Below are 22,861 nucleotides of genomic sequence, written 5' to 3'. Positions count from 1 at the left end.
CCAGACCAATTAACCGCTTTGCTTTTTTAGGATTTTGTTCAATATGATTCAGTATGTCGCTCATGTTTCTGTGTCAAAAAAGCTATTTGATGTTCTTTTACCACAGAATGTTACTATTTTGGAGATGTCTAAAGAAGTCGTTGATTAGTTTTGCGTCATATTCTTTTACATCACTCCATATTTGACTATTATGAATGATATCTTGTGCTTCGAGAAGACAAATACCCAAAGCATTTTTTAAAATTCCAATTGATTCGGCTTTTGAATAATTACTCAATCTTAAAAACTTAATAACAGATTATTTTTCGGCAGATTCAGTCAGCATTTTGTTCAGTCTTTCAGTTAGTTCATTATCTTTATTCATAGTTTATCCCCAATTTATAAAAGGCATTATGTTACAAAAATTAAATATTTATCAGATTCTTGAGCCATTAGGTTCATAAAAACCATCAACAGTAGTTATACAATTATTTATTAATTAAACCAAGATTACTGACTTATTTTAAAAGTCGGTAATCTTGATATTTCAATTTTTACTAATTAGATTTAATTGGTAGAAAGTCCGATGTTGTACACACAGCTTTCAAAAGTTTATCTTGTTGTTTGAAGCTAATTCACAGTGGTTAATCTTCAACCGCTACATAAGGTTGTGGTTCCCGCAACCGTTGGGCAATTTGTTCTCGTCGATACTTTGCAAGTTCGCTGTAAAGCCTCTTGCGAGAGAGATTCACGCTGCCAACAGGCTCATGCTCTAGCAGTGTATGCCAAGGGGAAAACAATATACCCTCATCTAAACGTTTGCGTTCTTCAAAGTCAAATTTCTGGCTGGGAATGCGGACAGTTGCAACTTTAATAAACGGTGAATCTGCTTCTTGCCATTCTTTAACATGGTCTTCAATTGGCGTTTTTTCGTCATCTACATAAAACTGAATAAAGAAGTCAAAAGATGCTTCTCGACCTTCTTCAGTCAAATATTTCACCAACGCTTCTCGGAGGTAATTTTCTGATTCGGGAAGTGTTTCGGGTGGTTGTTCAGGTTGTTGAGATTTGACAGACAATTTTACAATGCGATTACCAAACTTAAAGGGAGCCATGCTCCAATATTGAATCAAAAGCGGATTTCCTACCTTCTGGCTGCCAATTTTTTGCAAGATAGCAAAGGCGTAACCAAGTTCCTGTATCCGCTCTGGGCTAAGTTCTCCACTACCTGCTCTGGAAAGATCAGCGTAATCACGAACGTCTTTAGTCAAGAAAGTAGGATAATTGTTGAGTATAAAATCTTGAGTTTTTTCTTCATCATCCAGCACTTTTTGTCCATCTACATTCATCACCTTGATAGCGATACCGCGAACATCCGGTTGGCTATCGGAGTTGAATTGACCACGTTTTTTAGGTGCACCACCACTAGAAAAACGAATCCACGCAGGATAGGTTTGGGGCGTTTTGAACAAACCTACTCTTAGGTCTTCAGGAAGATTGGGTTCAATAATAAACTCTCCTGAAAGGAGTCCATGACTTTTGCTATGAATTTGGCGGAGGTCTGGACCAGTTTTTTGTTGAGCTTGGAGGCTAGTTGCAATAATGTCGTCGATTATTGCTTCCTGCTCAGTGGTAGATGATGTTGGATTAGCCATAAAATATTTCATGATATGTCTTCATCATCCTGAAGCCTTAGCCTTTCTGAGTCAATCCGGTTTCCGTAAAAACAGCTTGTAGTGGTTTATCCCAAGATTCAATAGGTATTTGGGACAAATAGGCGAAATCAAAGATAATTCCGATAGTCGGCTTTGTTTGCCACTGGGGTAAAGTGAGCAAGCGATCATAATATCCACCGCCATAACCCAGGCGATATCCTTGATGGTCGCAAGCGACACTGGGGACAAGAATCAAATCTACTTCGGCAACATCTAAGATTGGAGTGTCGGGGTGTGGTTCAGTAATGCCATAAGCGCCATTTTGGACAGAATCTTCAGGTGTCCAAATATGCCAACATAAGGATTTATCAATGCAGCGAGGAAATCCCCAACGGTATTTGGTGTTTGCAAATAGTGGACTGAGATCAGGTTCTTGACGAAAGCTGAAATAAGCAAGTATTGTTTTTGCTTGGGAGAACGAAGTAGAGTTTTGTAAATGAGAGCAAATGCGATCGCTTTTTTCTTTCCACTCTCGAACAGGCATTGATTGACGTGTTTTGAGTAGAGTTCGGCGTAGTTCTGCTTTATTTAATTGATGATTAACTTTATCCATGAAATATTGCGTCAAAAAAATAAGCTGGGCATTGCCCAGCTTATAACACTCTACATTTACTAATACATGATTATGCAGCGTGTTGACGATACCACTCAATGGTATTTTTTAACCCTTGCTCAAAGCCCACCTGAGCCGTGAAATTAAAGGCTTGCTTTGCCCGTTCTGTATCTAAACAACGGCGGGGTTGACCATTAGGCTTGTCAGTTTGCCATACAATTTCACCCTTAAATTCCATCAATTTGCAGATTAAAGTTATCAAATCAAGGATGGAGATTTCATAACCTGTTCCCAAGTTAACTGGTTCCGATTCGTTATAGAATTGGGTTCCCATAACAATCCCCCGCGCTGCATCTACTGAATATAGAAACTCGCGGGTGGGGCTGCCATCACCCCAAACTGGGAGTTGCTTTTCTCCTTGAATTTGGGCTTCGTGAACTTTGCGAATTAACGCTGGAATAACGTGAGAACTTCCAGGGTCAAAGTTATCTTCTGGGCCATATAAATTCACTGGCAGTAGATAAATTCCATTAAAACCGTACTGCTGGCGGTAAGATTGCAATTGAACTAAAAGCGCTTTTTTAGCAATTCCGTAGGGGGCATTAGTTTCCTCTGGGTAGCCATTCCAAAGATCATCTTCTTTGAATGGCACTGGAGTAAATTTAGGATAGGCGCAGATTGTGCCAACACAAACGAATTTTTCTACTCCAGCTTGATAGGCAGCGTGAATTAGCTGCGTACCCATGATCAAATTATCGTAGAACAACTCTGCGGGTTTTTCGCGGTTCAGACCGATGCCACCGACATGAGCTGCTAGGTGGATAATTACGTCTTGCTGGTCAACTGCACGTTGGCTATTTTCCCAAACACGTAAATCACAATCGCGCGATCGCGTTACTGTAATCTTCTCACGATTAGCCCCTGCTTTACACAGCTGATCTATCACCTGACGACCTAGAAACCCCGAACCACCAGTGACGAGAATGCGTTTATTTTTTAATTCTAAGGCAGTCATATTTTATATCCTCTGTGGTGCGAATCAGAAGTGCAAAGCGCCCAGTTGTTGACGAATAGTCGCAATATCATCTGGAAATTGCGAACCATTTCCATTGGGTGAAGTGTGACCCAATGCTTGTAAATCTGCTTCTACCATTAACGAAACTAGTTCTTCAAAGGTTACTGATGGTGCCCAGCCCAACTTCTCTCGTGCTTTGCTAGAATCGCCAATCAACAACTCTACCTCAGATGGACGTAGGTAACGCTCATCAAACTCTACATAATCTTCCCAATTAAGATTTACGTAACTAAATGCTAGTTCCAAAAACTCGCGCACCGAGTGAGTTTCACCAGTAGCAATTACGTAGTCATCTGGCTGATCTTTTTGCAACATCAACCACATCGCTTTAACATAATCCTTCGCATAGCCCCAATCTCGCTTTGCGTCTAAATTACCCATGTAAATTTTTTTCTGCTTCCCAGCAACGATACCAGCCACTGCTCTAGTAATTTTGCGGGTTACAAAGGTTTCACCCCGCCGTGGTGACTCGTGGTTAAAAAGTATGCCGTTACAAGCAAATAAATCATAGGACTCACGATAATTTACAGTTTGCCAGTGGGCGTAAACTTTCGCACAAGCATAAGGGCTACGGGGATAAAAGGGCGTTGTCTCAGTTTGAGGTATTGCTTGTACTAAACCGTACATTTCTGAAGAACCCGCCTGGTAAAATCGCACCTGAATTCCGGTACGGTGTTGATAGTCCCGAATTGCTTCTAAAAGACGCAACGTCCCCATTCCGACAGCATCCACTGTGTATTCTGGTGAATCAAAGCTTACTCTGACATGAGATTGAGCGCCCAGGTTGTAAATCTCTACTGGCTGGACTTCTTCTAAAATGCGTCGCAACGTCGTACCATCTGTCAAGTCACCATAGTGAAGAAATAACCGCACTCCCTCTTTGTGGGGGTCTTCATAAATGTGATCGATACGGTCTGTGTTAAAGGTAGAAGTCCGGCGAATAATGCCATGAACCTCATAACCTTGTTCCAACAAAAACTCACTTAAATATGAACCATCTTGACCAGTAATACCAGTAATTAACGCTCGTTTCTGTTGCGCCATGCTCAATTATCCCTTATTGCCTTTGATTAAAAAGTTACAAACAATCTGATACAACCTAGCAACTAATTGCTGAATTGCCTAATGGTAAACCTACGAGTTATTGCTGTTAGGATACTTTTCTCCTAAATAAATATACTTAATAAAGATTAATTTAACACGTAAGTCCAAGCTTAAATATATCAAAATTGTTTAATTTGTTTAATAATGTATATTTTTTCTTTTAACAAATAGATCAACACTTTTTTTATGTTCGTTGTTTTTTTGTCAAAATTTTATATATATCTGATTTTATGAAGACTGAATAAAATAAGTATTTGAAATTAGATTTATTGCAAAAATCAGAGTAAGAGCAAAATGAACTACAGATACATTTAAAGGAATCTTAGCTAAATAGAAACACTTAAGCTAATCCTACCCCTAAAAAGGGATTGAATAAGACGAAAGACTGTTAACCGTCAACCGTCAACGGTGTCGGCGCGCCTCTGCGGTTAATTTATTTTTACAAATGATTTAAGACTGCCTTTAGTCTTATGGCAATAATTAATACTTAGGGGCATTAACTGCCCCACAGAATCGGCCCTAAGTAGTTACTCAGTATGCCCCATTATTTTTGGGCACAATGACCACATCAACAGTTTTCAAGATGATCCATAAATCAAGCCAAAAATTCCTAAATCTAGCATAATGCAGGTCTATTTGGACTCGCCGAGGGTAGGGAATGTCGTTACGGCCAGACACCTGCCACAAACCAGTAATCCCTGGACGGATTGTTAAAATCTCATCAATGTGACAACCGTATTTTGGCAGTTCTTCTGCTACTAATGGTCGGGGACCGACTACACTCATGTCCCCTTTTAAAACGTTCCAGAACTGAGGAAATTCGTCTAAGCTAGTAATTCGCAAAAATTGACCAATTTTGGTAATCCGGGGGTCTTGTTTCAGCTTAAAACTGCTTTCAAATTCTTGTCGCAATTCGGGCGATGTTTCCATCATTTGCATGAGGATTTCATCCGCATTGCTTACCATTGTTCGGAATTTAATACAATTAAACGCTTTGTAATTTTTTCCTACCCGTTCCTGGACATAAAAAATTGGGCCTTCTGAGCTGAGAGCAATCAGCAAGGCCAAAATTAAGTAGACGGGGAAGAACAAAATTAACACCGACAGCGAAAACACTATGTCGAACAGTCGCTTGGCAAACTCTCCGTTTAAACCCTGAAAAGATAAACCTTTGGGTTTAACTTTTGGTGTCTTCGTTTTTTGACCGCGTTTTAAGAAACGCGTAGACGTTCTGGTGTCTTGCCTTACGCCTCGCTTGCCGGAGAGGAGTGAGCTCTGGGCAGTCATCATACTCCTTAATAATCCACACCACACATAGTCCCAATATTAAAGCCAAAATGAGGTGCTTCTGGGGAAAATTGCCAAAAGCCTAAAAAAATAAGACGTTATTCAAGACCATCATTGCAAAAATGGTCTTTTTTCGTTGCACTTGTTTACAAAATCTAGATAACGATCTGCAAAAATTTGCGGTGAAAACTGCGCGGCGTGCGATCGCATATACTCGGAACTGAACGAACCCTGATACATTTCAAACTTTTCTACTGCCTCCACTAAAGCTGCCTCTGTTTGCGTCTTGAAGAATATACCTGTCCCTGTATCCACACAAGAGCGGATATCTCGTACTGTTTCTAGAGCACCCCCTGCACCGTAGGCAATCACTGGCGTACCACAGGCTTGTGCTTCTACTAGGGCTATACCAAAATCTTCACAAGCTGCATATACAAACGCCTTAGCCCTAGACATATATTTTTTTACCACATTATCGGGTTGCCATCCCAGTATTTGGATATTAGAGTTTGCCATATCGCAAATCTTTTTCATTTCATCTCCTGTACCAATGACTACTAGTGGTCGTTTTAGTTGATTAAAAGCCTTGACAATCAACGATATTTGCTTGTAGCTCACTAACCGGGAAACTGTCAGATAAAAGTCCTCTTTCTCAGACAGAAATGGAAATTCCGCAATATTCACTGGTGGGTAAATGACTGTTGCTTCTCGGCGATAGCAACGCCAAATCCGCCGAGCTGTATGCTGTGAGTTGGCAATGAAGTAATCAACGCGATTGGCACTCAATACATCCCATTGACGCAAACGATGTAATAGATATCGCGTCACCCAACCAGCTAAACCACTACCCATTTTGCTGTGGCGCAGATAATCAAAAGTCAAGTCCCAGGCATAGCGCATAGGACTGTGACAGTAGCAAATATGCATCTGTTCGGGAGTGGTCAGGATTCCTTTGGCAACAGCATGGGATGAAGACAGAATTATGTCATAATGCCGCAAATCAAGTTGTTCAATTGCCAAAGGCCACAAAGGCAAGTATTTTTGTACACCGTTGCGGGCATAGGGAAAGTCCTGAAGAAACGTCTTGCCAATTTGACGCTTGTATAAATAACTTTCAGGATTGCTGGATTCAAAATCTATGAGGGCATACAAATCAGCATTAATGTGATTCAAAATTTCTCGTACAACGAGTTCTGAACCACCGGTGGCTTTGGGTGTCAACCACTCATGAACCAGAGCATATTTCAAGGGCACAGCTAACTTGAATAAATGGAAAATACAAAGGCCAACTTGATGACGTTAACTGAAAAGTTTCCCCTTGTGATCAATTAACGGGAAGCCACCCAGATTAGCACATCAGACGCAATCTTTTCGTCAGAAGTTCCAGATGGATGCTGCAACCTGATAATCTCAGATTGGGGAATAGGGAGTAGGGAGTGGGGAATGGGGAATCGGAAATACCAATAGTTATTCTTCTCCTGCCTACCCTGTTCCCCTACTCCTTTGATGACAACTGATATAGAAATGGTGAATTTATGCGAATTCTCATTATGGGTGGTACTCGGTTCATTGGTGTTTATTTGACTCAACTACTAGTGGAACAAGGACATGAGGTAGTGCTGTTCAATCGGGGAAATCGACCAGCACCTTCTTTAGAGGGAGTAGGACAAATTATAGGCGATCGCACTGACGCTACTCAATTAAAGGCAAAGTTATCACATGAAAGCTTTGATGTCATTTTTGACAATAACGGACGGGAACTTACTGATACACAACCACTGGCAGAAATTTTTCAAGACCGAGTGCAACATTTTGTGTATATGAGTTCTGCGGGCGTGTATCTCAAATCTGACCAATTGCCTCATGTAGAAGGTGATCCGGTAGATCCCAAAAGTCGCCACAAGGGTAAGCATGAAACAGAAGGTTATCTGACTCAATCGGGATTTCCCTTTACTTCCATTCGGCCTACTTATATTTACGGGCCTCGTAATTATAATGAATTAGAAGGCTGGTTTTTTGACAGAATTGTGCGCGATCGCCCCATTCCCATCCCCGGAAATGGGTTGCATATCACGCAGCTAGGTCATGTAAAAGACTTGGCACTAGCAATGACTAAAGTTTTGGGTAATGAACAAGCCATAGGACAGATTTATAATATCTCTGGCGATCGCTTTGTCACTTTTGATGGTTTAGCCCGTGCTAGCGCTATAGCAGCTGGTAAATCACCCGATGCTGTTAAAATTGTCCATTACGACCCGAAAAAGTTTGATTTCGGCAAGCGTAAAGCTTTTCCGATGCGGGTGCAGCATTTCTTTGCTTCGGTGAACAAAGCGCAAACAGAATTAAACTGGCATCCTGAATATGATTTAATTTCTGGATTACAAGATTCTCTGGAAAATGATTATTTGGCTAATGCAAAAGACAAAGCTGAAGTAGATTTCTCTGTAGATGAGGAGATTTTACAAGCTGTGTAGTAACAAGATTCTCGATTTATTAAATAAGTCGGGAATCTGAGTTTTAGTCAAAAGGAAGAGTTTTTTCTTTTACCTGGGGAAGAAGCAATTCATCACATCTTCAGTTTTTACTTGAATAGGAAGGCAGACGTTTTTTAAGATATTTATTGCGTCAATGCCGCTGAAATTACTTTCTGTAAATGGTGAACGAGTTGCAATATCCACTCCACAATGTTCTAGAAGCCCGTGCCCGCTTAGGTGAAGGCCCAATGTGGGACTCAAATCAAAACCTACTGTATTGGGTTGATATTTATAACCATCGCGTGCATCAGTTTCATCCTGCTACGGGAAAAAGTTCCTTTTTTGATGTGGGAGATGTAGTAGGTGCGATCGCAACAGCAGGTAAAGATAGATTAATTATGGCACTGCGCCATCACTTGGCGTTTCTCAATACTCAGACAGCTGAAGTTAACCCCATTTTAGAAATTGAAGGGAATCTCCTAGATAATCGTTTCAATGATGGCAAATGTGACCCTCAAGGCCGCTTTTGGTTTGGCTCAATGTGTTCTTTGGAAAAACCCCAGGCGAGCCTTTATCGCTATGACAATGATGGTTCATTGCATATAATGGAAACAGGATTGACTATCTCTAATGGTCTGGGGTGGAGTCCCAATCAAAAGACATTTTACTTAACAGATTCTCCGCAGCAAAAAATATATGCTTACGACTTTAATTCAGTTACAGGAAACATTACTAATCGCCGGATTTTTGTTGATTTAACTCATGAATCCTTCTACCCAGATGGGTTGACAATAGACAGTGAAGGACATATTTGGTCAGCTATGTGGGATGGATGGTGTGTAATTCGTTTCAATCCCAAGGGTGAAGAGATATTGCGGGTAAAGCTACCTGTACAATTGCCAACTAGCTGTACTTTTGGGGGCGAAAATTTGCAAACGCTTTATATTACCACTGCTTCAGTTGGACTTAGCCAAGCAGAGATCGAAAAAAGTTTCTACTCTGGTGATTTGTTTGCTCTGCAAACTGATGTTACTGGATTACCTAGTAATAATTTTTAAGAATTATATAGTAGTCCTAAATCATTCGTAGAATTTATAAATTCTATTTTCTGTTGACGGTTAATGGTTATCAGTCATTGGTCATCAACCTTTATGCAAATGTTCAAGTTAAATGCGTAATAGCTTCTTCTTTATTGTCTCCACAATGACACTTGCTGTTTTAGTTCTCTCATATCTAAATAATCGCTAGCAAAAGCCTTTCGTAAAAGTGGATGAGGAATAAATTGATCATATTTTTGATTTTCCGGTGCTTCTGAAGTACTGACTAAATCTTCTGAGGTAATTCTTTGCTCACACAATGAAGCAATTTCAGGATAAAGATATTTAAATTTATCCTTGCCTATTTTAATTGTCAAATAATAAGGATTTACTCCGCCAATACTGATAATTTCCAAAGATTCTCGACAGTAGGAGTTGAGTAATCTTTCTAAAGTGCGGTAAGCAACTGTACCCATCCAGGGGAAAATGCAGCATTTACCTTTTTCTAATTGCAAGATATTTTGTTTATCTAATCCAACCTGCTGAACCAATTGGCGAACTTTACGTAAACGTTGCAAAGCATTTTTTTGCAAATAGCTGTACTCAATATTTTCAAATAGAATCTGTTGCATTCGTTGTAAAACTTTGGTATGAATAGTACCACTACCACCACGCCAATAAATACTAGATTTACCCTCGGCTTGTTTAACAAAAATAGCCTTCTTTTTAAAGTCAACTTCTACGACTTCCCAAGTTCTCCCAGCTAAAGCAAATTGATTGCCAACAGCAGGCGGCGTGACGATACTGCCAATTTGCGTTACACCTTGTTTAACAATATATTCTTGCTGTTCAGCAAAGACAGCATAAAACTGAAATTTTCTCACAATCTTTTCTCCTGCCAAACCCAGGATTAATTTACCTTGTTCGGTATGCTGAATATGACCAATATCAATTAAATAGCGCAGTAGTAATTGGAAATCCTCTTTAGAAATAGCAGCAAAGGGTGGCAAGCTAAAAATTTGTTTAGCTAAGGCATTAGGTGAAAGTTCCCCTGTTGCTGTTAAAATGCTCATTGTTTGGTGATAAAGCAAACTCAAAGGATATTTAATGGGTCTGATTGGTTCAATCCATTGCTCATCTAAATAAAGTTGGATTATAGCGATAGACTGCAAAAGTTGCCAGGGTATTTGCTCTGGTAGATAAGCTTCTGATAATGGTTTCTCTTCAGCACAGATAAAGCGCATATCGGCAGCTTCACCTCTCCTGCCACTACGTCCTAAACGCTGTAAAAAACTAGCTACAGACAAGGGTGATTCTAACTGAATAACTCGCTCTAAATAACCGATATCTATACCTAATTCTAAAGTCAGAGTAGCGGCAGTAACTGCTGGATTGTTGGGTTCACGCATCGCATCTTCAGCAGATTGCCGCAAGCTAGCAGATATACTCCCATGATGCACATGATATATATCTGGTAGTCCTTGTTCTGTGGCAATTTGGCGCAAAGATGCTATTACAGATTCAGTTCGCGTACGATTATTAGCAAATATTAAGCATTTGCGAGATTTACTGAGATTGAAAATATATTGTTCATAAGCTGTTGCCTGTGCTTCATCTACTTCTTCAGTAATATAAAAATGTTCTACAGCTAGTTTTATTTGGCGTTTTATTCCGTCAGCTTGCGGTGTAATGACTGGGTTTTCTGTTCCTGAAGATAACCATTCTTCCGCTATTGAGTAATCACCAAGAGTTGCCGATAAACCAATACGGCGTGGTTGCCTTTGCGTCAACTTTGCTAAACGTTGTAATTGGCAAATAATTTGACAACCGCGTTCAGAACCCATAAAGGCATGAATTTCATCAATGATGACAAATCTTAAATCACCAAATAAGCGAAGTAGGTCATTATTTTTATTAATTAATAAACTTTCTAAAGATTCTGGTGTAATTTGTAGAATGCCTTGAGGATTCTTTAAAAGCTTGTTTTTTCGACTTTGAGAAACATCACCGTGCCAGTGCCAAACTGGAATATCTGCTTCTTTGAGTAAGTCGTTGAGGCGCTCAAACTGATCATTAATTAAAGCTTTGATTGGACTAATATATAATACTCCTACAGTTGCACAAGGGTTAGCATGTAACAAAGTCAAAACTGGTAGAAAGGCTGCTTCTGTTTTACCCGCAGCAGTTGCAGCAGTCACTAGCAAATGAGCATCAGTGTCAAATATAACTTGACAAGCAGCAATTTGAACTGGTCGTAATTCAGTCCACTGGTGATGATAAATATATTCTTGAATGAAGGGTGCAAGTCTGCTAAAAGCATCGCTCATATTTTTATGAATAATTAGTAAAATACATGAATATTTAATTAGTATTAATTATTTTTTACACTAATAAATAAATTGGAATAATATCATATTAAGTGACGCGAATATTAAAGAATCGCTTATATATCGATAGTAATCCTATTTGAGTTGTAAAAATGATTAAACCGCCAAGGAAAGTAGGAAAGAAGTTTGTTAATTATTTAGGACTGCTATAGTTGTAAGATGTGATGGGAACTTAGAAAATCTCTTAATTAAGTCGCATTTTGAGAATTTCTATGGATTTTTCCCCCTATTGACTCAAGGCAGATTAACATCCATCGGTCAAACTTAAGTAATAGGACAAGTATATAATCAAGCAAAAGCCATGAATAAGCATAAGGAAACATTACGAGTCATCCTTGCTATATGCATCATTGTGGTTGGAGTGACACACTTTATTGTGCCAGAAGAATATGTCAAAATTGTGCCTCCGCAACTACCTTACCCTTTAGGATTAGTTTATCTTAGTGGCTTTTATGAAATTTTGGGTGGTATCGGCTTATTAGTCCCGCCTGTAAGTCAAGCTGCTGCTTGGGGACTTCTTGCTCTTTTTATTGCTGTTTACCCTGCCAATATTTATATGGCGGTTAATCTTATTAAGATTGAACATATACCTAATTCACCTTGGGTACACGTAGTCAGGCTTCCCTTTCAAGCAGTTTTAATTGCTTGGGCTTGGTGGTACACGAAATCTTATGATGGGGAAAAACAAGCTTCTATTATTCCCAAGTCGCTCCTTCCCAAAGAATTAGAATTAAAATAAGTGCGTTTTTTATATCTGAATTATGCGCGTCGCAACTTTGTTTGGGATAACACTCTCGTTAGCAGTCGGTATTGGAGGAGTAACCCTTCCGGTGACTCAAGCGGTGCAGCTTAGAGATGGCACAGTCTACTTTGTCCAACCGCCGAAACTTGTTGAGGCAACAACTACTTATAAAGATGTTAATGTTTGGGGCGCAACTTACTATTTCAAGATTAATGTGCCGGAAAATGCTGGAGAATCCCTCCAGAAGGTAACGATCGCACAAAGGGAAGGAGCAGAAAACATCCGCTATGATCTTAATGATACCCGCGCCTTTGCCGGAACCAGCGACCGCAAAGAATCTCGGCTAACATTAGGCCCAGTCACAGCAGAACGCAAGACACGAACCGTTACTGTGAATTTTGATCCGCCTGTTACTCCGGGACAGACAGTTACAATCGCCCTTCGCCCTGTGAAGAATCCCAGCTTTTCTGGTGTCTATTTATTGGGTGTGACAGCGTTCCCGGTGGGTGAGAAATCCCACGGACAATTTCTCGGCTTTGGACGGTTACAGTTTTACAGCAATAGAAGTCACTGGTGGTTTCCATAACTATTACAGCAGCTTGTTGTGAAATTGCAATCGCAAATATTTATCCCCAGATAATTTGTAAATTTAAAATAAATCCTGGTAAAATATCCTCTCCTAATAATTCTTGTGGAGATGCTAGTGTTTCTATTGGTTTACCAATACGATAGATTTCTACCTGACGCATTTTTGGATTAATTAACCAGCCTAACTTAACTCCGTTATCGATATATTCCTGCATTTTCGCTTGCGTTTCTCGCAAACTATCGCTTGGTGACATTAACTCTAAAACAAAATCTGGTGCGATCGGCGGAAACTTTTCTTGTTCTTCGGGTGTGAGTGCATTCCATCTCTCTTTTCTTATCCAAGCAACATCAGGAGAACGGTTTGCACCATTGGGAAGTTTGAAGCAAGTGGAAGAATCGAAGCAAATTCCTAGTTGAGTTTGGCGATTCCAAATCACAAAATCTGCCGAAATCTCTGAATTGCGATTTCCAGTTTCTCCGCCTGTAGGTGGCATTATTAGTAGTTTCCCCTCTGCATTGCGTTCAAATTTCACTTCAGGGTTTTCCCGACAAAGTTGATAAAATTGGTTATCGGTGAGTTGGATAATAGGGTTCAAGTTGACCGTGATAGCTGACATAGGGATTATCTTGAGGATGACATCAACTTTAGCTAAATTGTAAGCAATTATGAGTCAGAATATTGACGCAGCTAGGATTTCTATTATTATTCCGACTCTTAATGAAGCAGAGAATATTAAAGAAGCAATTGTAACTACTCAACTCAACACAAATATAGAAGTAATCATAGTAGATGGTGGCTCCAAAGATGACACCATAGAAATAGCTCAGTCTTTAGGTGTCAAAGTTATCTCATCGTCTCCCGGCCGTGCTGTGCAAATGAATGCGGGTGCTGTAGCTGCTACCGGGGAGATTCTGCTGTTTCTCCATGCAGATACCCGTTTACCGATTGGGTTTGATGAGATGGTTGGCACAGCGCTACAACAACCTGGGAATGTGGCTGGTGCATTTAACTTGCGGATTGATGCATCGCTTTTAAGTTTAAGATGGGTGGAGTTGGGTGTAAATGTGCGATCGCATTTTTACCAAATGCCCTACGGCGACCAAGCAATTTTTTTAACAAAAGCAGTATTTCAGCAAATTGGCGGTTTCCCTGAATTGCCTATCATGGAAGACTTTGAACTTATCCGTCGTTTAAAACGCATCGGACGGATTGTAATTATCCCTACACCAGTTGTTACCTCAGCCCGTAGATGGTTGCAAAAGGGAGTATTTAAAACTACGCTACTTAATCAAATAGTAATTATTGCTTATTTACTCGGCGTTTCACCTGAACGAATTTGTAGCTGGTATTGCCGAGAAAAATTTAAAAGAATTTAAGCTATTTCTCATCTGCTTAGTATATCTTAGGGGCATTGGATTTGAAATGTTAAGGGTCTAAACACGAAGTTTCAAGTTCTAAACACGAAGTTTCAAGTTCTGAACACGAAGTTTCAGGTTCTGAACACGAAGTTTCAAGTTCTGAACACGAAGTTTCAAGTTCTGAACACGAAGTTTCAAGTTCTGAACACGAAGTTTCAGGTTCTGAACACGAATTTTCAAGTTCTGAAGGTAAAACTTATAAAAATGAGGAAGCCTGTATTAAATGCCAAACTCAAACTACTACTCTTAAGTTGCTTAATTGCCACTCTCATAATTGTCGCTAAACAGTTAAACATTCAGGGACTTTTACAAACCTCAGTCATTTGGGTTGAGAGTCTTGGAGTCTTAGGGCCTATTGTGTACATAGTAATTTACAACTTGGCAACATTACTATTTATACCCGGTTCTCTCTTAACGCTCAAAGGCGGTTGTCTGTTTGGAGTGTTTTGGGGGTCAGTATATGTGCTAATTGCGGCAATAGTCGGGGCAATCTTGGCTTTTATCATTGGACGCTACCTTTCACGGGATTGGGTTTCTCGACAAATGGACAAACATCCTAAATTTAAAGCGATTGATTTAGCAGTTGCTAAAGAGGGATGGAAAATTGTCTTTTTAACTCGTCTTTGTCCCGTTTTTCCCTTCAATTTATTGAATTACGCTTTTGGAGTAACACAGGTTTCCCTCAAAGACTATATATTGGGTTCCTTTGGCATTATTCCTGGTAGTGTGATGTACGTTTATATTGGTTCTCTTGCAGGTAATCTTGCCATGATTAACACGTCTAATCAACCAATTACTCCAGAAACTCAAGTCTGGCAATGGATAATGCGAGTAGTTGGGTTGATTGCTACCGTTGCTGTGACTGTGTACATCACAAAAGTTGCTCAGAAAGCTCTAGCTCAAAGTGTGGCATTAGAAGAAATAATAAACCATGACAAAACTAACAACCATTCAGATATTTAAAAATATTAATGCCAGAAAATTGCATAAGTTTTTTAACCTAAGTGTATTAATATTGCTGGCATTGGCGAGCATTTTCATATTAAACACAGACCCGGCTGTAGCACAAGAATCTGCAAATCCAAATTCTTTTAATCCCCAAGCAATTTTACGGGATGCCTTGCAGTGGATTGATAGCCTTGGTACAGTGGGAGCGATCGCTTTTATTGCCCTTTACATTATCGCTACCGTTGCTTTTTTCCCAGGTTCTATTCTCACCTTGGGAGCAGGTGTGATTTTTGGTGCAGTTTGGGGTTCTCTCTACGTATTTATCGGTGCAACCCTTGGTGCTACTGCTGCTTTCCTTGTGGGACGTTATTTAGCAAGGGGCTGGGTTGCTGATAAAATCGCAGATAATAAAAAATTTGCCGCCATTGACCAAGCGGTTGGTAGAGAAGGATTAAAAATTGTCCTGTTAACGCGACTCTCACCTATATTTCCTTTCAACTTATTAAACTATGCCTTTGGCATCACAGGAGTTTCACTTAAAGACTACTTCATCGGCTCTGTAGGAATGATTCCCGGAACCATCATGTACGTTTATATTGGTTCTCTTGCAGGTAATCTTGCCATGATTGGTACTGAAGCTCAACCCACCAACCCGACTTTACAATGGGCAATTCGGATTTTGGGTTTGATTGCTACAGTAGCTGTCACAGTTTATGTCACCCGGATTGCGCGAAAAGCTTTAGAAGAGGAGGTAAGTAGTAATTAAAAATTCAAACTCCTTCTGCTAAAGATAAATTATCCATTGTTGAAACCTTTATACAGAAAAGCTTCAATAGTATCTGTCAATTCCAGACGGACAAAACAGTTTAAAGACTGTATTCGTTATTAAATAAGCATTAAAAATAAAAAATTGAGCCGCCTAAATTTATAGGGATTCTTAATTTTGAAGAACGCAAAGGCGTTGGCTTGAGCATTTCCAATTCTCAAATGAGGTTCCACCAATGTTCAATTCAGATTTAGAGAGAGTTACAGTTCGCCCAACGGATGAGTATAACCAAAAGTTGGTGTCTTACGTCCATCCGCCAAATTGGGTTAATCCTCAACCGACAGATGTTTACGATTTGGTGGTAATTGGTGCTGGTACTGCGGGGTTAGTGGTGGCTGCGGGTGCGGCGGGTCTGGATTTGGGTTTAAAAGTGGCGATAATTGAAAAGCATCTCATGGGTGGGGATTGCTTAAATTTTGGTTGTGTACCATCTAAAACTATTATTCGGTCTGCTCGGGTTGTTGGCGAAATCTGGAATGCTCAAAACTTGGGAGTTAATATTCCCCAACACAATATTGATGTTGATTTTCCCAAAGTCATGGCAAGGATGCGGCGGGTAAGAGCTGGTATCAGCCATAACGACTCGGCGGAGCGGTTCTCATCGTTGGGTGTCGATGTCTTTTTGGGTAGCGGTCGATTTGCGAGTAAAAATACCGTAGAAGTTGGCGATAAAACCCTCCGGTTTAAAAAAGCTGTAATTGCTACTGGTGCAAGAGCCGCACAACTGTCGATTCCGGGAATTGAAAAGGCGGGTTATTTAACTAATGAGACGGTTTTTTCGCTGATTCAACGACCGGAACGTTTAGCGGTAATTGGTGGCGGCCCCATTGGTTGCGAATTGGCGCAAGCTTTCCGACGCTTGGGTTCTGAGGTGGTACTTTTCCATAGCGGTTCTCATCTTCTGAATAAAGAAGATGCTGAGGCTGCCAAAATTCTCCAAAAGGTTTTGGTTAATGAAGGAATTCGCGTGGTGCTGAATTCTAAGTTGGAAGAAGTGGTAACTGTTACTGAGGGGAAGCGGCTTTACTTTTCCTCCAATGGTCATCGAGATTCGGTGACAGTAGATGAAATTTTAGTCGGTGCGGGGCGATCGCCAAATGTGGAAGGTTTAAATTTAGAATCAGTAGGGGTGGAATACGACAAGCGCCAAGGTGTGAAGGTAAATGATTATCTCCAGACAACGAATCCCAAAATTTATGCAGCTGGTGATATTTGCATGAACTGGAAGTTTACCCATGCTGCTGATGCTGCGGCGCGGATTGTAATTAAAAATACGCTGTTTTCTCCCTTTGGCTTAGGACGCTCGAAACTCAGTAGTCTGGTAATGCCGTGGGTAACTTATACTGACCCAGAAATTGCCCATGTAGGATTATACGAACACGAGGCGCAAAAATTGGGTATTGAGGTGGCAACAATCAAAATACCTTTTAGTAGTGTAGACCGAGCGATCGCAGATGGTGAAGAATCAGGATTTCTCAAAATCCACCATAAAAAGGGGTCTGATGAAATTCTTGGCGCAACTATTGTTGCCAGTCACGCAGGTGAGATGATATCAGAAGTAACTACGGCAATAGTGAATAAAATTGGTTTGAGTAAGTTAAGCAGTGTAATTCATCCTTATCCCACTCAAGCCGAAGCGATTAAAAAAGCAGCTGATGCTTATCGTCGAACCCTTCTGACATCAAATACCAAAAAATTGTTGGGATTTTTAACAAAGTTATCTTGACCAAAATCAGTGAACAGTCAGACAACTGTTCACTGATAACTGATAACTGTTATCTAAACAACGTGAGTTCGATGAACCTTTCCCTCCCAGCCTCCCTCTCCGAAACGGAGAGGGAGGAGCAACGAAAAATTCAGCTTTTTGCTCCCCTTTCCGACACGGAGAGGGGTTGGAGGAGAGGTCAAATAAGACTTGTCGAACTCACGTCACGTTAAACAGGTCGGAAGCGAGCAATCTCACCTTCTATGAAGTTTGCGTAGTAGTAGTCAAAGGTCGGAAGCGAGCAATTTCACCTCCTATCAAGTTTGCGTAGTAAAGATTACCATCCTTTCCAGTGGTGATTTGTACAGGCACCCCTAGATTAGGTATGTCTGCTTGAGAAGCAAACCGCTTAACTGAGACAAATTTGCCCTGACTATCGAATTTCAAAGCATCGATAGTTCCTTGACTGAAATCAGCAATGAATAAGGCATCTTGATAGATTGAGGGGAAAGTATTGCCTGTGTAAAAGTCACCCATAGTAATAGCATTAGAACCAAAATGCTCGTAAGTGTAGGCTGGTGCTGTTACAACTGTGCCACTCTTATAGAAGGCTTCCGCCGCATCCAGTTTAGAATAGGTAGGTTGTTTTAAGCTGACGATATTTTTATTTGCATCAAGGCCACCTTCATAGAATGGCCAGCCAAAGTTGGCTCCTGGTTTTCCGATATTCACCTCTTCGTAAAAATAAAAGCCAACATCACCAATTACGGGGGTATTGGTACTCTTATCAATTGTGAAACGGAAGGGGTTACGCAAACCTAAGTTATAAACTTTGGAACTATTGCTATTGGGATCACCATTATAAAAAGGATTACTTGATAAGCCTTGACCAGTTATCGCATCAATCCGCAGCATCTTCCCAGACAGATTATTGACATCCTGGACGCGAATTGCTCGCGGATCTCTCCCATTGTAGGAAGTGCCATCTCCTAAGCTGACAAATAGAGAACCGTCGGTGCCAAAGCGCACAGCACCAACTGAGTGAGATTCACTATCGTTAGCTATGAAATTTTGGACATTTTGGACTTTATCGAGATTATTGAGATAATCATCCAAGCTGGTAAATGGCTTACCAGTATCTTTGTTGAGAATTCCTGATGGTGCGTAGCCAAGTGAGACATTTGTGCTATTCCCATCTGGACGATTGATATTTTCCCAAATGCCATTAGTACCCAACAGCACTACTTCACTGCCAGCAATAGCAGTAGTGTAATTAGTCTTGGGGTCAGCTTCTATCCTAGTTAGCCGTGCAGTCCTATTCCCATTCTGATCGGGATTGTCCAATCCGCTATTGGGATTGTTTTTAGGGTTGGTTGGGTCGGTTTCTGGTGGATCGTAGGTATACAACAGGTAAACGTAGTTTTTGGGGTTTGTAGCTTTGCCAAAGTCTGGATGTACGGCAATGCCTAAAAGACCGCGATCGCGCGTATCATTAACCTGTGCAGAAATATCGATAAATGGTGTTGATAATAAAGTGCCTTTGTCTAAGACTTGCACTACCCCATTTTTCTGGGCAATAAACATCCGGTTACCGTCAGATGTCCAGTCAAAAGCTGTGGGTAGATTCAAACCAGCAGCTACCGTCTCTAAAGCAAAGTTACCAATGTCATCATCGATAATATTGATAGTTGCCTGTTGACTATTTAGCTGCACTCCAACGGCGTTACTAAACTTCAAAGTAAATGTTTCATTTACCTCCCCAACTGTATTATTAATAATGGGGATAACAATGGTCTTGCTGGCTTGTCCTGCTGCAAAGGCTAAGGTTCCAGATACAGCCTGGTAGTCAGAACCAGCTTTCGCAGTCCCATCCACGGTTGTGTAATTTAGACTAGCAGTCCCCGTAGTGTTACCCCGTGTAACTGTCACCGTAGCAGTACCGTCATCCTCATTAACTACTGGCTGAGTGAAGTCTAGGCTAGAGCGATCATTATCTTGAATCGTAATTCCAAGAGTTCTTTGAAGTCCTAGTGTTGCCCCCTCTGCTTGATCAATGACAAAACTAAAGGTTTCCTCTGGCTCTGCTAAAGAATCGTCATTGATTGGAATGGATATCTGTTTGCTGCTTTGTCCTGGCGCAAAAATAAGTGTTCCAGCGCTTTCGGTACCTTCAGTTCCGTAGTCAACTCCTGCCTTGGCAGTACCACCTATAGTTGCATACTTGATTGAAGATGTGCTGCTTAAATCACCAGTTTTCAGCAACGTTATGGTCACGCTACCAGCGCCTTCGTTAACTGTCGTGGAAGATGATCCCAAGGTGATAGCGGTCTGAATATCTGATGAATACAGTTGAGACTGGGGAATGATTTCTTTGGTCTGAGAGGAACTTGACCAAGACAGTCGAGAAACAGCATCGTATCTATTTTCGTAGTACTCAAGTTTAATATCGTACTTCTGACCTGCAACCAGTGCGATCGCACCAGTATGTTCTGTGGCAGATTGATTGGCAAACTTATCGATGAGTAGTTGATTATTAACCCACAGTCGCACACCATCATCAGCAGTAGTATGGAACTTGTAAGTCTCGCTGTACTCGGCTTTCACTTGGCCTGTCCAACGCACTGAGAAGGTATCTGCACCGATGGATGGATCTGGAGAACTACGACCCCAGTTAAAGTTGACTGTCGGATCTGTGCGAGTTTGCTTCAAGTTGGTGAAGTCGATGTTGTCGTAGTACTCTGCTTTGAGTCCGTTGCCATTACTATACAGTTGAGACTGGGGAATGATTTCTTTGGTCTGAGAGGAACTTGACCAAGACAGTCGAGAAACGGCATCGTATCTATTTTCGTAGTACTCAAGTTTAATATCGTACTTCTGACCTGCAACCAGTGCGATCGCACCAGTATGTTCTGTGGCAGATTGATTGGCAAACTTATCGATGAGTAGTTGATTATTAACCCACAGTCGCACACCATCATCAGCAGTAGTATGGAACTTGTAAGTCTCGCTGTACTCGGCTTTCACTTGACCTGTCCAACGCGCTGAGAAGGTATCTGCACCGATGGATGGATCTGGAGAACTACGACCCCAGTTAAAGTTGACTGTCGGATCTATGCGAGTTTGCTTCAGGTTGGTGAAGTTTATGTTGTCGTAGTACTCTGCTTTGAGTCCATCTCCCTGAGAGAGCAAGCTGGCGCTAGCAGAAATACTGGGTTGTGCTTGATCAATACTCTGTAAAGATGATTGAGTACTAATTATTGGACTTGGAGATGTTGATAGCTGTTGCTTTTGTAAAGTATTCATTGAGATATATGCCTCACAATAGTTCTAAAACTAATTTCATAATTCATGTTTAAAAATCAGTTTTAGATTGATTTTTTCAAAACCATGCTTAACAAGTTTCGTTATACATAGATGAGTAAGTGAATAGTGATTAACTTACTAATGTATTTGTTAATGTTGATGTGATGTCACTTAATTACTGATACGATTTTATTTGCTATTTACTCCTTTGCTAATTTGCTTTACTACTCCACTGCCTATCGGATCAACTTTCAAATAAAACACTATGAAGTATATTTATTGCTTTATATGTCCTAAAACCAGCTAGATAAAAAATCTATATGACAAGAAGTACTAGAAATTACTTGAAGGGTGTATTAGTTCTTATAAATCTTCGTTTCTTCTCAATAAATTTATAACTTTTGATGGATTTAAATTAAGTTGAGTGAACTTAACCAAAACTTATAAATTACTTCTTTTGAGAGCTTATAATCTCACCGATGTGCAGGTACATGAAGTTGAGGTGAACCAATGCCCAACTAGGCAAACATATACTTAAGTACTTAAAAGTATTATTTTACATATCTATCTTTAAGTAGTGTTTTAAAATCAATCAACTATACATTGGACAATAGATCAAGGTCTTATGTCTATCTTTTTTGTGGAACTTTATTTAAAAATTCACATTAATAGATACCTTTTTAAAGCAATATCAAAGTTTTGATGAACTTTCAGTAACGATTACTAACATACGTAAGTAACAATTACTAACATACGCATAATCTCATGTTTTTTCTCTGCAAAAATATTAATTAGATGAAAATTGGATAAAGAAAAATTTGAATTATTTAAAGATTTGAAAAACCATCATTTATCTTTGCTTCATTTTGACTGCATTTTATATTTATATTTTTTTACAATACCCGGCAGAAAACCTGATTTTGACCATGAATTATATTTATATCTTTGTTATATATAGGACTCATATCTAATTTTTGAATAAGATTTCATATAAAACCCTGATAAAACAGGTTTTTCAGTCTCAGGATGTTTTCAGAAATCAAAGACGCTCGATAGCGCAGCGTAAAGCCTGCGGCATGGCAACTCTTAGAGACGCTACCGCGTAGCTTGCTTCTCCGTAGGAGTATGCTTAGAGCGACGTAGGAGCGTCTGACTCGCTACCGCTTCTCTACGAGACGCTACGCGAACGCTATCGGAGTCCTATGTCTACTCTTACTCTTAATTTAGAGAGAGAACTTGAGGAACTTGTGAGTAATTAAGTGATGAGTTATAAATTCGATTTCTCAACTTATATCATGTCCAGTTGAACACTTGTCGTTGCAAACGAGGTGAAGCAATCACAAGGGCTGTGTCATTGCTTTGCTTCGTTTGCGAAGCTACGCGTTTAGGACAAGCGAATCTCTCAAAACATTTAAAAGTGTTGACTCAATGAGGTTTGGTGTCCCGTCAGCAACAAGGAATTAGCGTCTATTATGCGATCAGTGACCCTGTGATTTTTGAATTGTGTGAATTAGTTTGCGATCGCATTGGCAACCAAATACAAAAACGGGCTAAAGAATTTGAACAGATCAAAGCCTTTAGTACCCTCTTCCTTGCCTCCTTTGCCTCCCCTGCCTTCACGCATCACTGTTAAATAATCAGCGTCCGAAACCTTGATTATTCGGTTAAGTTACAAAAGTTTTTAATTTATTTCAAGTCAGAAAAATCACAAGTTTAATG

The 22,861-nt window shown here is 40.2% G+C and carries 18 protein-coding genes; 9 read left to right on the top strand and 9 right to left on the bottom strand.

Annotated features, from left to right (window positions below; translation table 11 throughout):
• Positions 1-623: 623 nt before the first annotated feature.
• From H6G96_RS24715 to H6G96_RS24690, 6 genes are all read right to left on the bottom strand, one after another.
• On the bottom strand, positions 624-1,634 hold the full coding sequence (locus H6G96_RS24715; RefSeq protein WP_190914423.1) for a catalase family protein: 1,011 nt from the start codon (positions 1,632-1,634) through the stop codon (positions 624-626).
• A gap of 37 nt (positions 1,635-1,671) precedes the next feature.
• Positions 1,672-2,247: a 5-formyltetrahydrofolate cyclo-ligase gene (locus tag H6G96_RS24710; RefSeq protein WP_190914421.1), complete on the bottom strand. Its 576-nt coding sequence runs from the start codon at positions 2,245-2,247 to the stop codon at positions 1,672-1,674.
• Between the two features lie 70 nt (positions 2,248-2,317).
• A complete protein-coding gene (locus tag H6G96_RS24705; RefSeq protein ID WP_190914419.1) occupies positions 2,318-3,262 on the bottom strand; it encodes a GDP-L-fucose synthase in 945 nt (314 codons plus the stop codon).
• 24 nt (positions 3,263-3,286) lie between these two features.
• Complete coding sequence (gene gmd, locus H6G96_RS24700) at positions 3,287-4,366, bottom strand: GDP-mannose 4,6-dehydratase (RefSeq protein ID WP_190914417.1); 1,080 nt, start codon at positions 4,364-4,366, stop codon at positions 3,287-3,289.
• Between the two features lie 591 nt (positions 4,367-4,957).
• Complete coding sequence (locus tag H6G96_RS24695) at positions 4,958-5,713, bottom strand: sugar transferase (RefSeq protein WP_190914434.1); 756 nt, start codon at positions 5,711-5,713, stop codon at positions 4,958-4,960.
• A gap of 111 nt (positions 5,714-5,824) precedes the next feature.
• Positions 5,825-6,967: a glycosyltransferase gene (locus tag H6G96_RS24690; RefSeq protein ID WP_190914415.1), complete on the bottom strand. Its 1,143-nt coding sequence runs from the start codon at positions 6,965-6,967 to the stop codon at positions 5,825-5,827.
• Positions 6,968-7,248: 281 nt separating this feature from the next.
• Here H6G96_RS24690 and H6G96_RS24685 point away from each other — a divergent pair, with 281 nt between their 5' ends.
• Positions 7,249-8,187: an NAD-dependent epimerase/dehydratase family protein gene (locus H6G96_RS24685; protein WP_190914413.1), complete on the top strand. Its 939-nt coding sequence runs from the start codon at positions 7,249-7,251 to the stop codon at positions 8,185-8,187.
• A 179-nt stretch (positions 8,188-8,366) separates the two neighbouring features.
• Positions 8,367-9,245: an SMP-30/gluconolactonase/LRE family protein gene (locus H6G96_RS24680; RefSeq protein ID WP_190914411.1), complete on the top strand. Its 879-nt coding sequence runs from the start codon at positions 8,367-8,369 to the stop codon at positions 9,243-9,245.
• 131 nt (positions 9,246-9,376) lie between these two features.
• On the opposite strand, the gene H6G96_RS24675 is transcribed toward H6G96_RS24680, so the two are convergent.
• Positions 9,377-11,551, bottom strand: a complete 2,175-nt coding sequence (locus tag H6G96_RS24675; RefSeq protein ID WP_190914409.1) for a DEAD/DEAH box helicase — start codon at positions 11,549-11,551, stop codon at positions 9,377-9,379.
• Positions 11,552-11,912: 361 nt separating this feature from the next.
• Here H6G96_RS24675 and H6G96_RS24670 point away from each other — a divergent pair, with 361 nt between their 5' ends.
• Together H6G96_RS24670 and H6G96_RS24665 are read left to right on the top strand one after the other, a co-directional pair.
• Entirely contained in the window at positions 11,913-12,350 is a 438-nt protein-coding gene (locus H6G96_RS24670; RefSeq protein WP_190914407.1) for a DoxX family protein, read from the top strand.
• Between the two features lie 22 nt (positions 12,351-12,372).
• Entirely contained in the window at positions 12,373-12,939 is a 567-nt protein-coding gene (locus H6G96_RS24665) for a DUF2808 domain-containing protein (RefSeq protein ID WP_190914405.1), read from the top strand.
• 40 nt (positions 12,940-12,979) lie between these two features.
• Here the strand turns inward: H6G96_RS24665 and H6G96_RS24660 are convergent, their stop codons facing one another.
• Entirely contained in the window at positions 12,980-13,558 is a 579-nt protein-coding gene (locus H6G96_RS24660; protein ID WP_190914403.1) for a Uma2 family endonuclease, read from the bottom strand.
• 49 nt (positions 13,559-13,607) lie between these two features.
• On the opposite strand from H6G96_RS24660, the gene H6G96_RS24655 reads away from it, so the two are divergent.
• The 4 genes from H6G96_RS24655 (at position 13,608) to H6G96_RS24640 (ending at position 17,860) form a co-directional block, all read left to right on the top strand.
• Positions 13,608-14,318: a TIGR04283 family arsenosugar biosynthesis glycosyltransferase gene (locus tag H6G96_RS24655; protein ID WP_190914401.1), complete on the top strand. Its 711-nt coding sequence runs from the start codon at positions 13,608-13,610 to the stop codon at positions 14,316-14,318.
• A gap of 246 nt (positions 14,319-14,564) precedes the next feature.
• Complete coding sequence (locus H6G96_RS24650) at positions 14,565-15,323, top strand: TVP38/TMEM64 family protein (protein WP_190914399.1); 759 nt, start codon at positions 14,565-14,567, stop codon at positions 15,321-15,323.
• A complete protein-coding gene (locus H6G96_RS24645) occupies positions 15,292-16,074 on the top strand; it encodes a TVP38/TMEM64 family protein (RefSeq protein ID WP_190914397.1) in 783 nt (260 codons plus the stop codon). Before H6G96_RS24650 ends, H6G96_RS24645 begins: the two co-directional genes overlap by 32 nt.
• Positions 16,075-16,309: 235 nt before the next feature.
• On the top strand, positions 16,310-17,860 hold the full coding sequence (locus H6G96_RS24640; RefSeq protein WP_190914395.1) for a mercuric reductase: 1,551 nt from the start codon (positions 16,310-16,312) through the stop codon (positions 17,858-17,860).
• Positions 17,861-18,100: 240 nt separating this feature from the next.
• Here the strand turns inward: H6G96_RS24640 and H6G96_RS24635 are convergent, their stop codons facing one another.
• Positions 18,101-21,142 carry a PA14 domain-containing protein gene (locus H6G96_RS24635; RefSeq protein WP_190914393.1) on the bottom strand — a complete coding sequence of 1,014 codons (3,042 nt, stop codon included), beginning with the start codon at positions 21,140-21,142 and terminating at the stop codon, positions 18,101-18,103.
• Positions 21,143-22,580: 1,438 nt separating this feature from the next.
• On the opposite strand from H6G96_RS24635, the gene H6G96_RS24630 reads away from it, so the two are divergent.
• Positions 22,581-22,775 carry a hypothetical protein gene (locus H6G96_RS24630; RefSeq protein WP_199339730.1) on the top strand — a complete coding sequence of 65 codons (195 nt, stop codon included), beginning with the start codon at positions 22,581-22,583 and terminating at the stop codon, positions 22,773-22,775.
• Positions 22,776-22,861: the final 86 nt, after the last annotated feature.

The organism is Nostoc sp. FACHB-892, assembly GCF_014698795.1.
In the GTDB taxonomy this organism is placed as follows: Bacteria; Cyanobacteriota; Cyanobacteriia; order Cyanobacteriales; family Nostocaceae; genus Nostoc.
This window is presented reverse-complemented; position numbering and strand designations above follow the sequence as displayed.

Coding starts and splice junctions, on each gene's coding strand:
- H6G96_RS24715 (WP_190914423.1), bottom strand. CDS start 1,634: ATGGCTAATCCAACATCATCTACCACTGAGCAGGAAGCAATAATCGAC.
- H6G96_RS24710 (WP_190914421.1), bottom strand. CDS start 2,247: ATGGATAAAGTTAATCATCAATTAAATAAAGCAGAACTACGCCGAACT.
- H6G96_RS24705 (WP_190914419.1), bottom strand. CDS start 3,262: ATGACTGCCTTAGAATTAAAAAATAAACGCATTCTCGTCACTGGTGGT.
- gmd (WP_190914417.1), bottom strand. CDS start 4,366: ATGGCGCAACAGAAACGAGCGTTAATTACTGGTATTACTGGTCAAGAT.
- H6G96_RS24695 (WP_190914434.1), bottom strand. CDS start 5,713: ATGACTGCCCAGAGCTCACTCCTCTCCGGCAAGCGAGGCGTAAGGCAA.
- H6G96_RS24685 (WP_190914413.1), top strand. CDS start 7,249: ATGCGAATTCTCATTATGGGTGGTACTCGGTTCATTGGTGTTTATTTG.
- H6G96_RS24680 (WP_190914411.1), top strand. CDS start 8,367: ATGGTGAACGAGTTGCAATATCCACTCCACAATGTTCTAGAAGCCCGT.
- H6G96_RS24675 (WP_190914409.1), bottom strand. CDS start 11,551: ATGAGCGATGCTTTTAGCAGACTTGCACCCTTCATTCAAGAATATATT.
- H6G96_RS24670 (WP_190914407.1), top strand. CDS start 11,913: ATGAATAAGCATAAGGAAACATTACGAGTCATCCTTGCTATATGCATC.
- H6G96_RS24665 (WP_190914405.1), top strand. CDS start 12,373: ATGCGCGTCGCAACTTTGTTTGGGATAACACTCTCGTTAGCAGTCGGT.
- H6G96_RS24660 (WP_190914403.1), bottom strand. CDS start 13,558: ATGTCAGCTATCACGGTCAACTTGAACCCTATTATCCAACTCACCGAT.
- H6G96_RS24655 (WP_190914401.1), top strand. CDS start 13,608: ATGAGTCAGAATATTGACGCAGCTAGGATTTCTATTATTATTCCGACT.
- H6G96_RS24650 (WP_190914399.1), top strand. CDS start 14,565: ATGAGGAAGCCTGTATTAAATGCCAAACTCAAACTACTACTCTTAAGT.
- H6G96_RS24645 (WP_190914397.1), top strand. CDS start 15,292: ATGACAAAACTAACAACCATTCAGATATTTAAAAATATTAATGCCAGA.
- H6G96_RS24640 (WP_190914395.1), top strand. CDS start 16,310: ATGTTCAATTCAGATTTAGAGAGAGTTACAGTTCGCCCAACGGATGAG.
- H6G96_RS24635 (WP_190914393.1), bottom strand. CDS start 21,142: ATGAATACTTTACAAAAGCAACAGCTATCAACATCTCCAAGTCCAATA.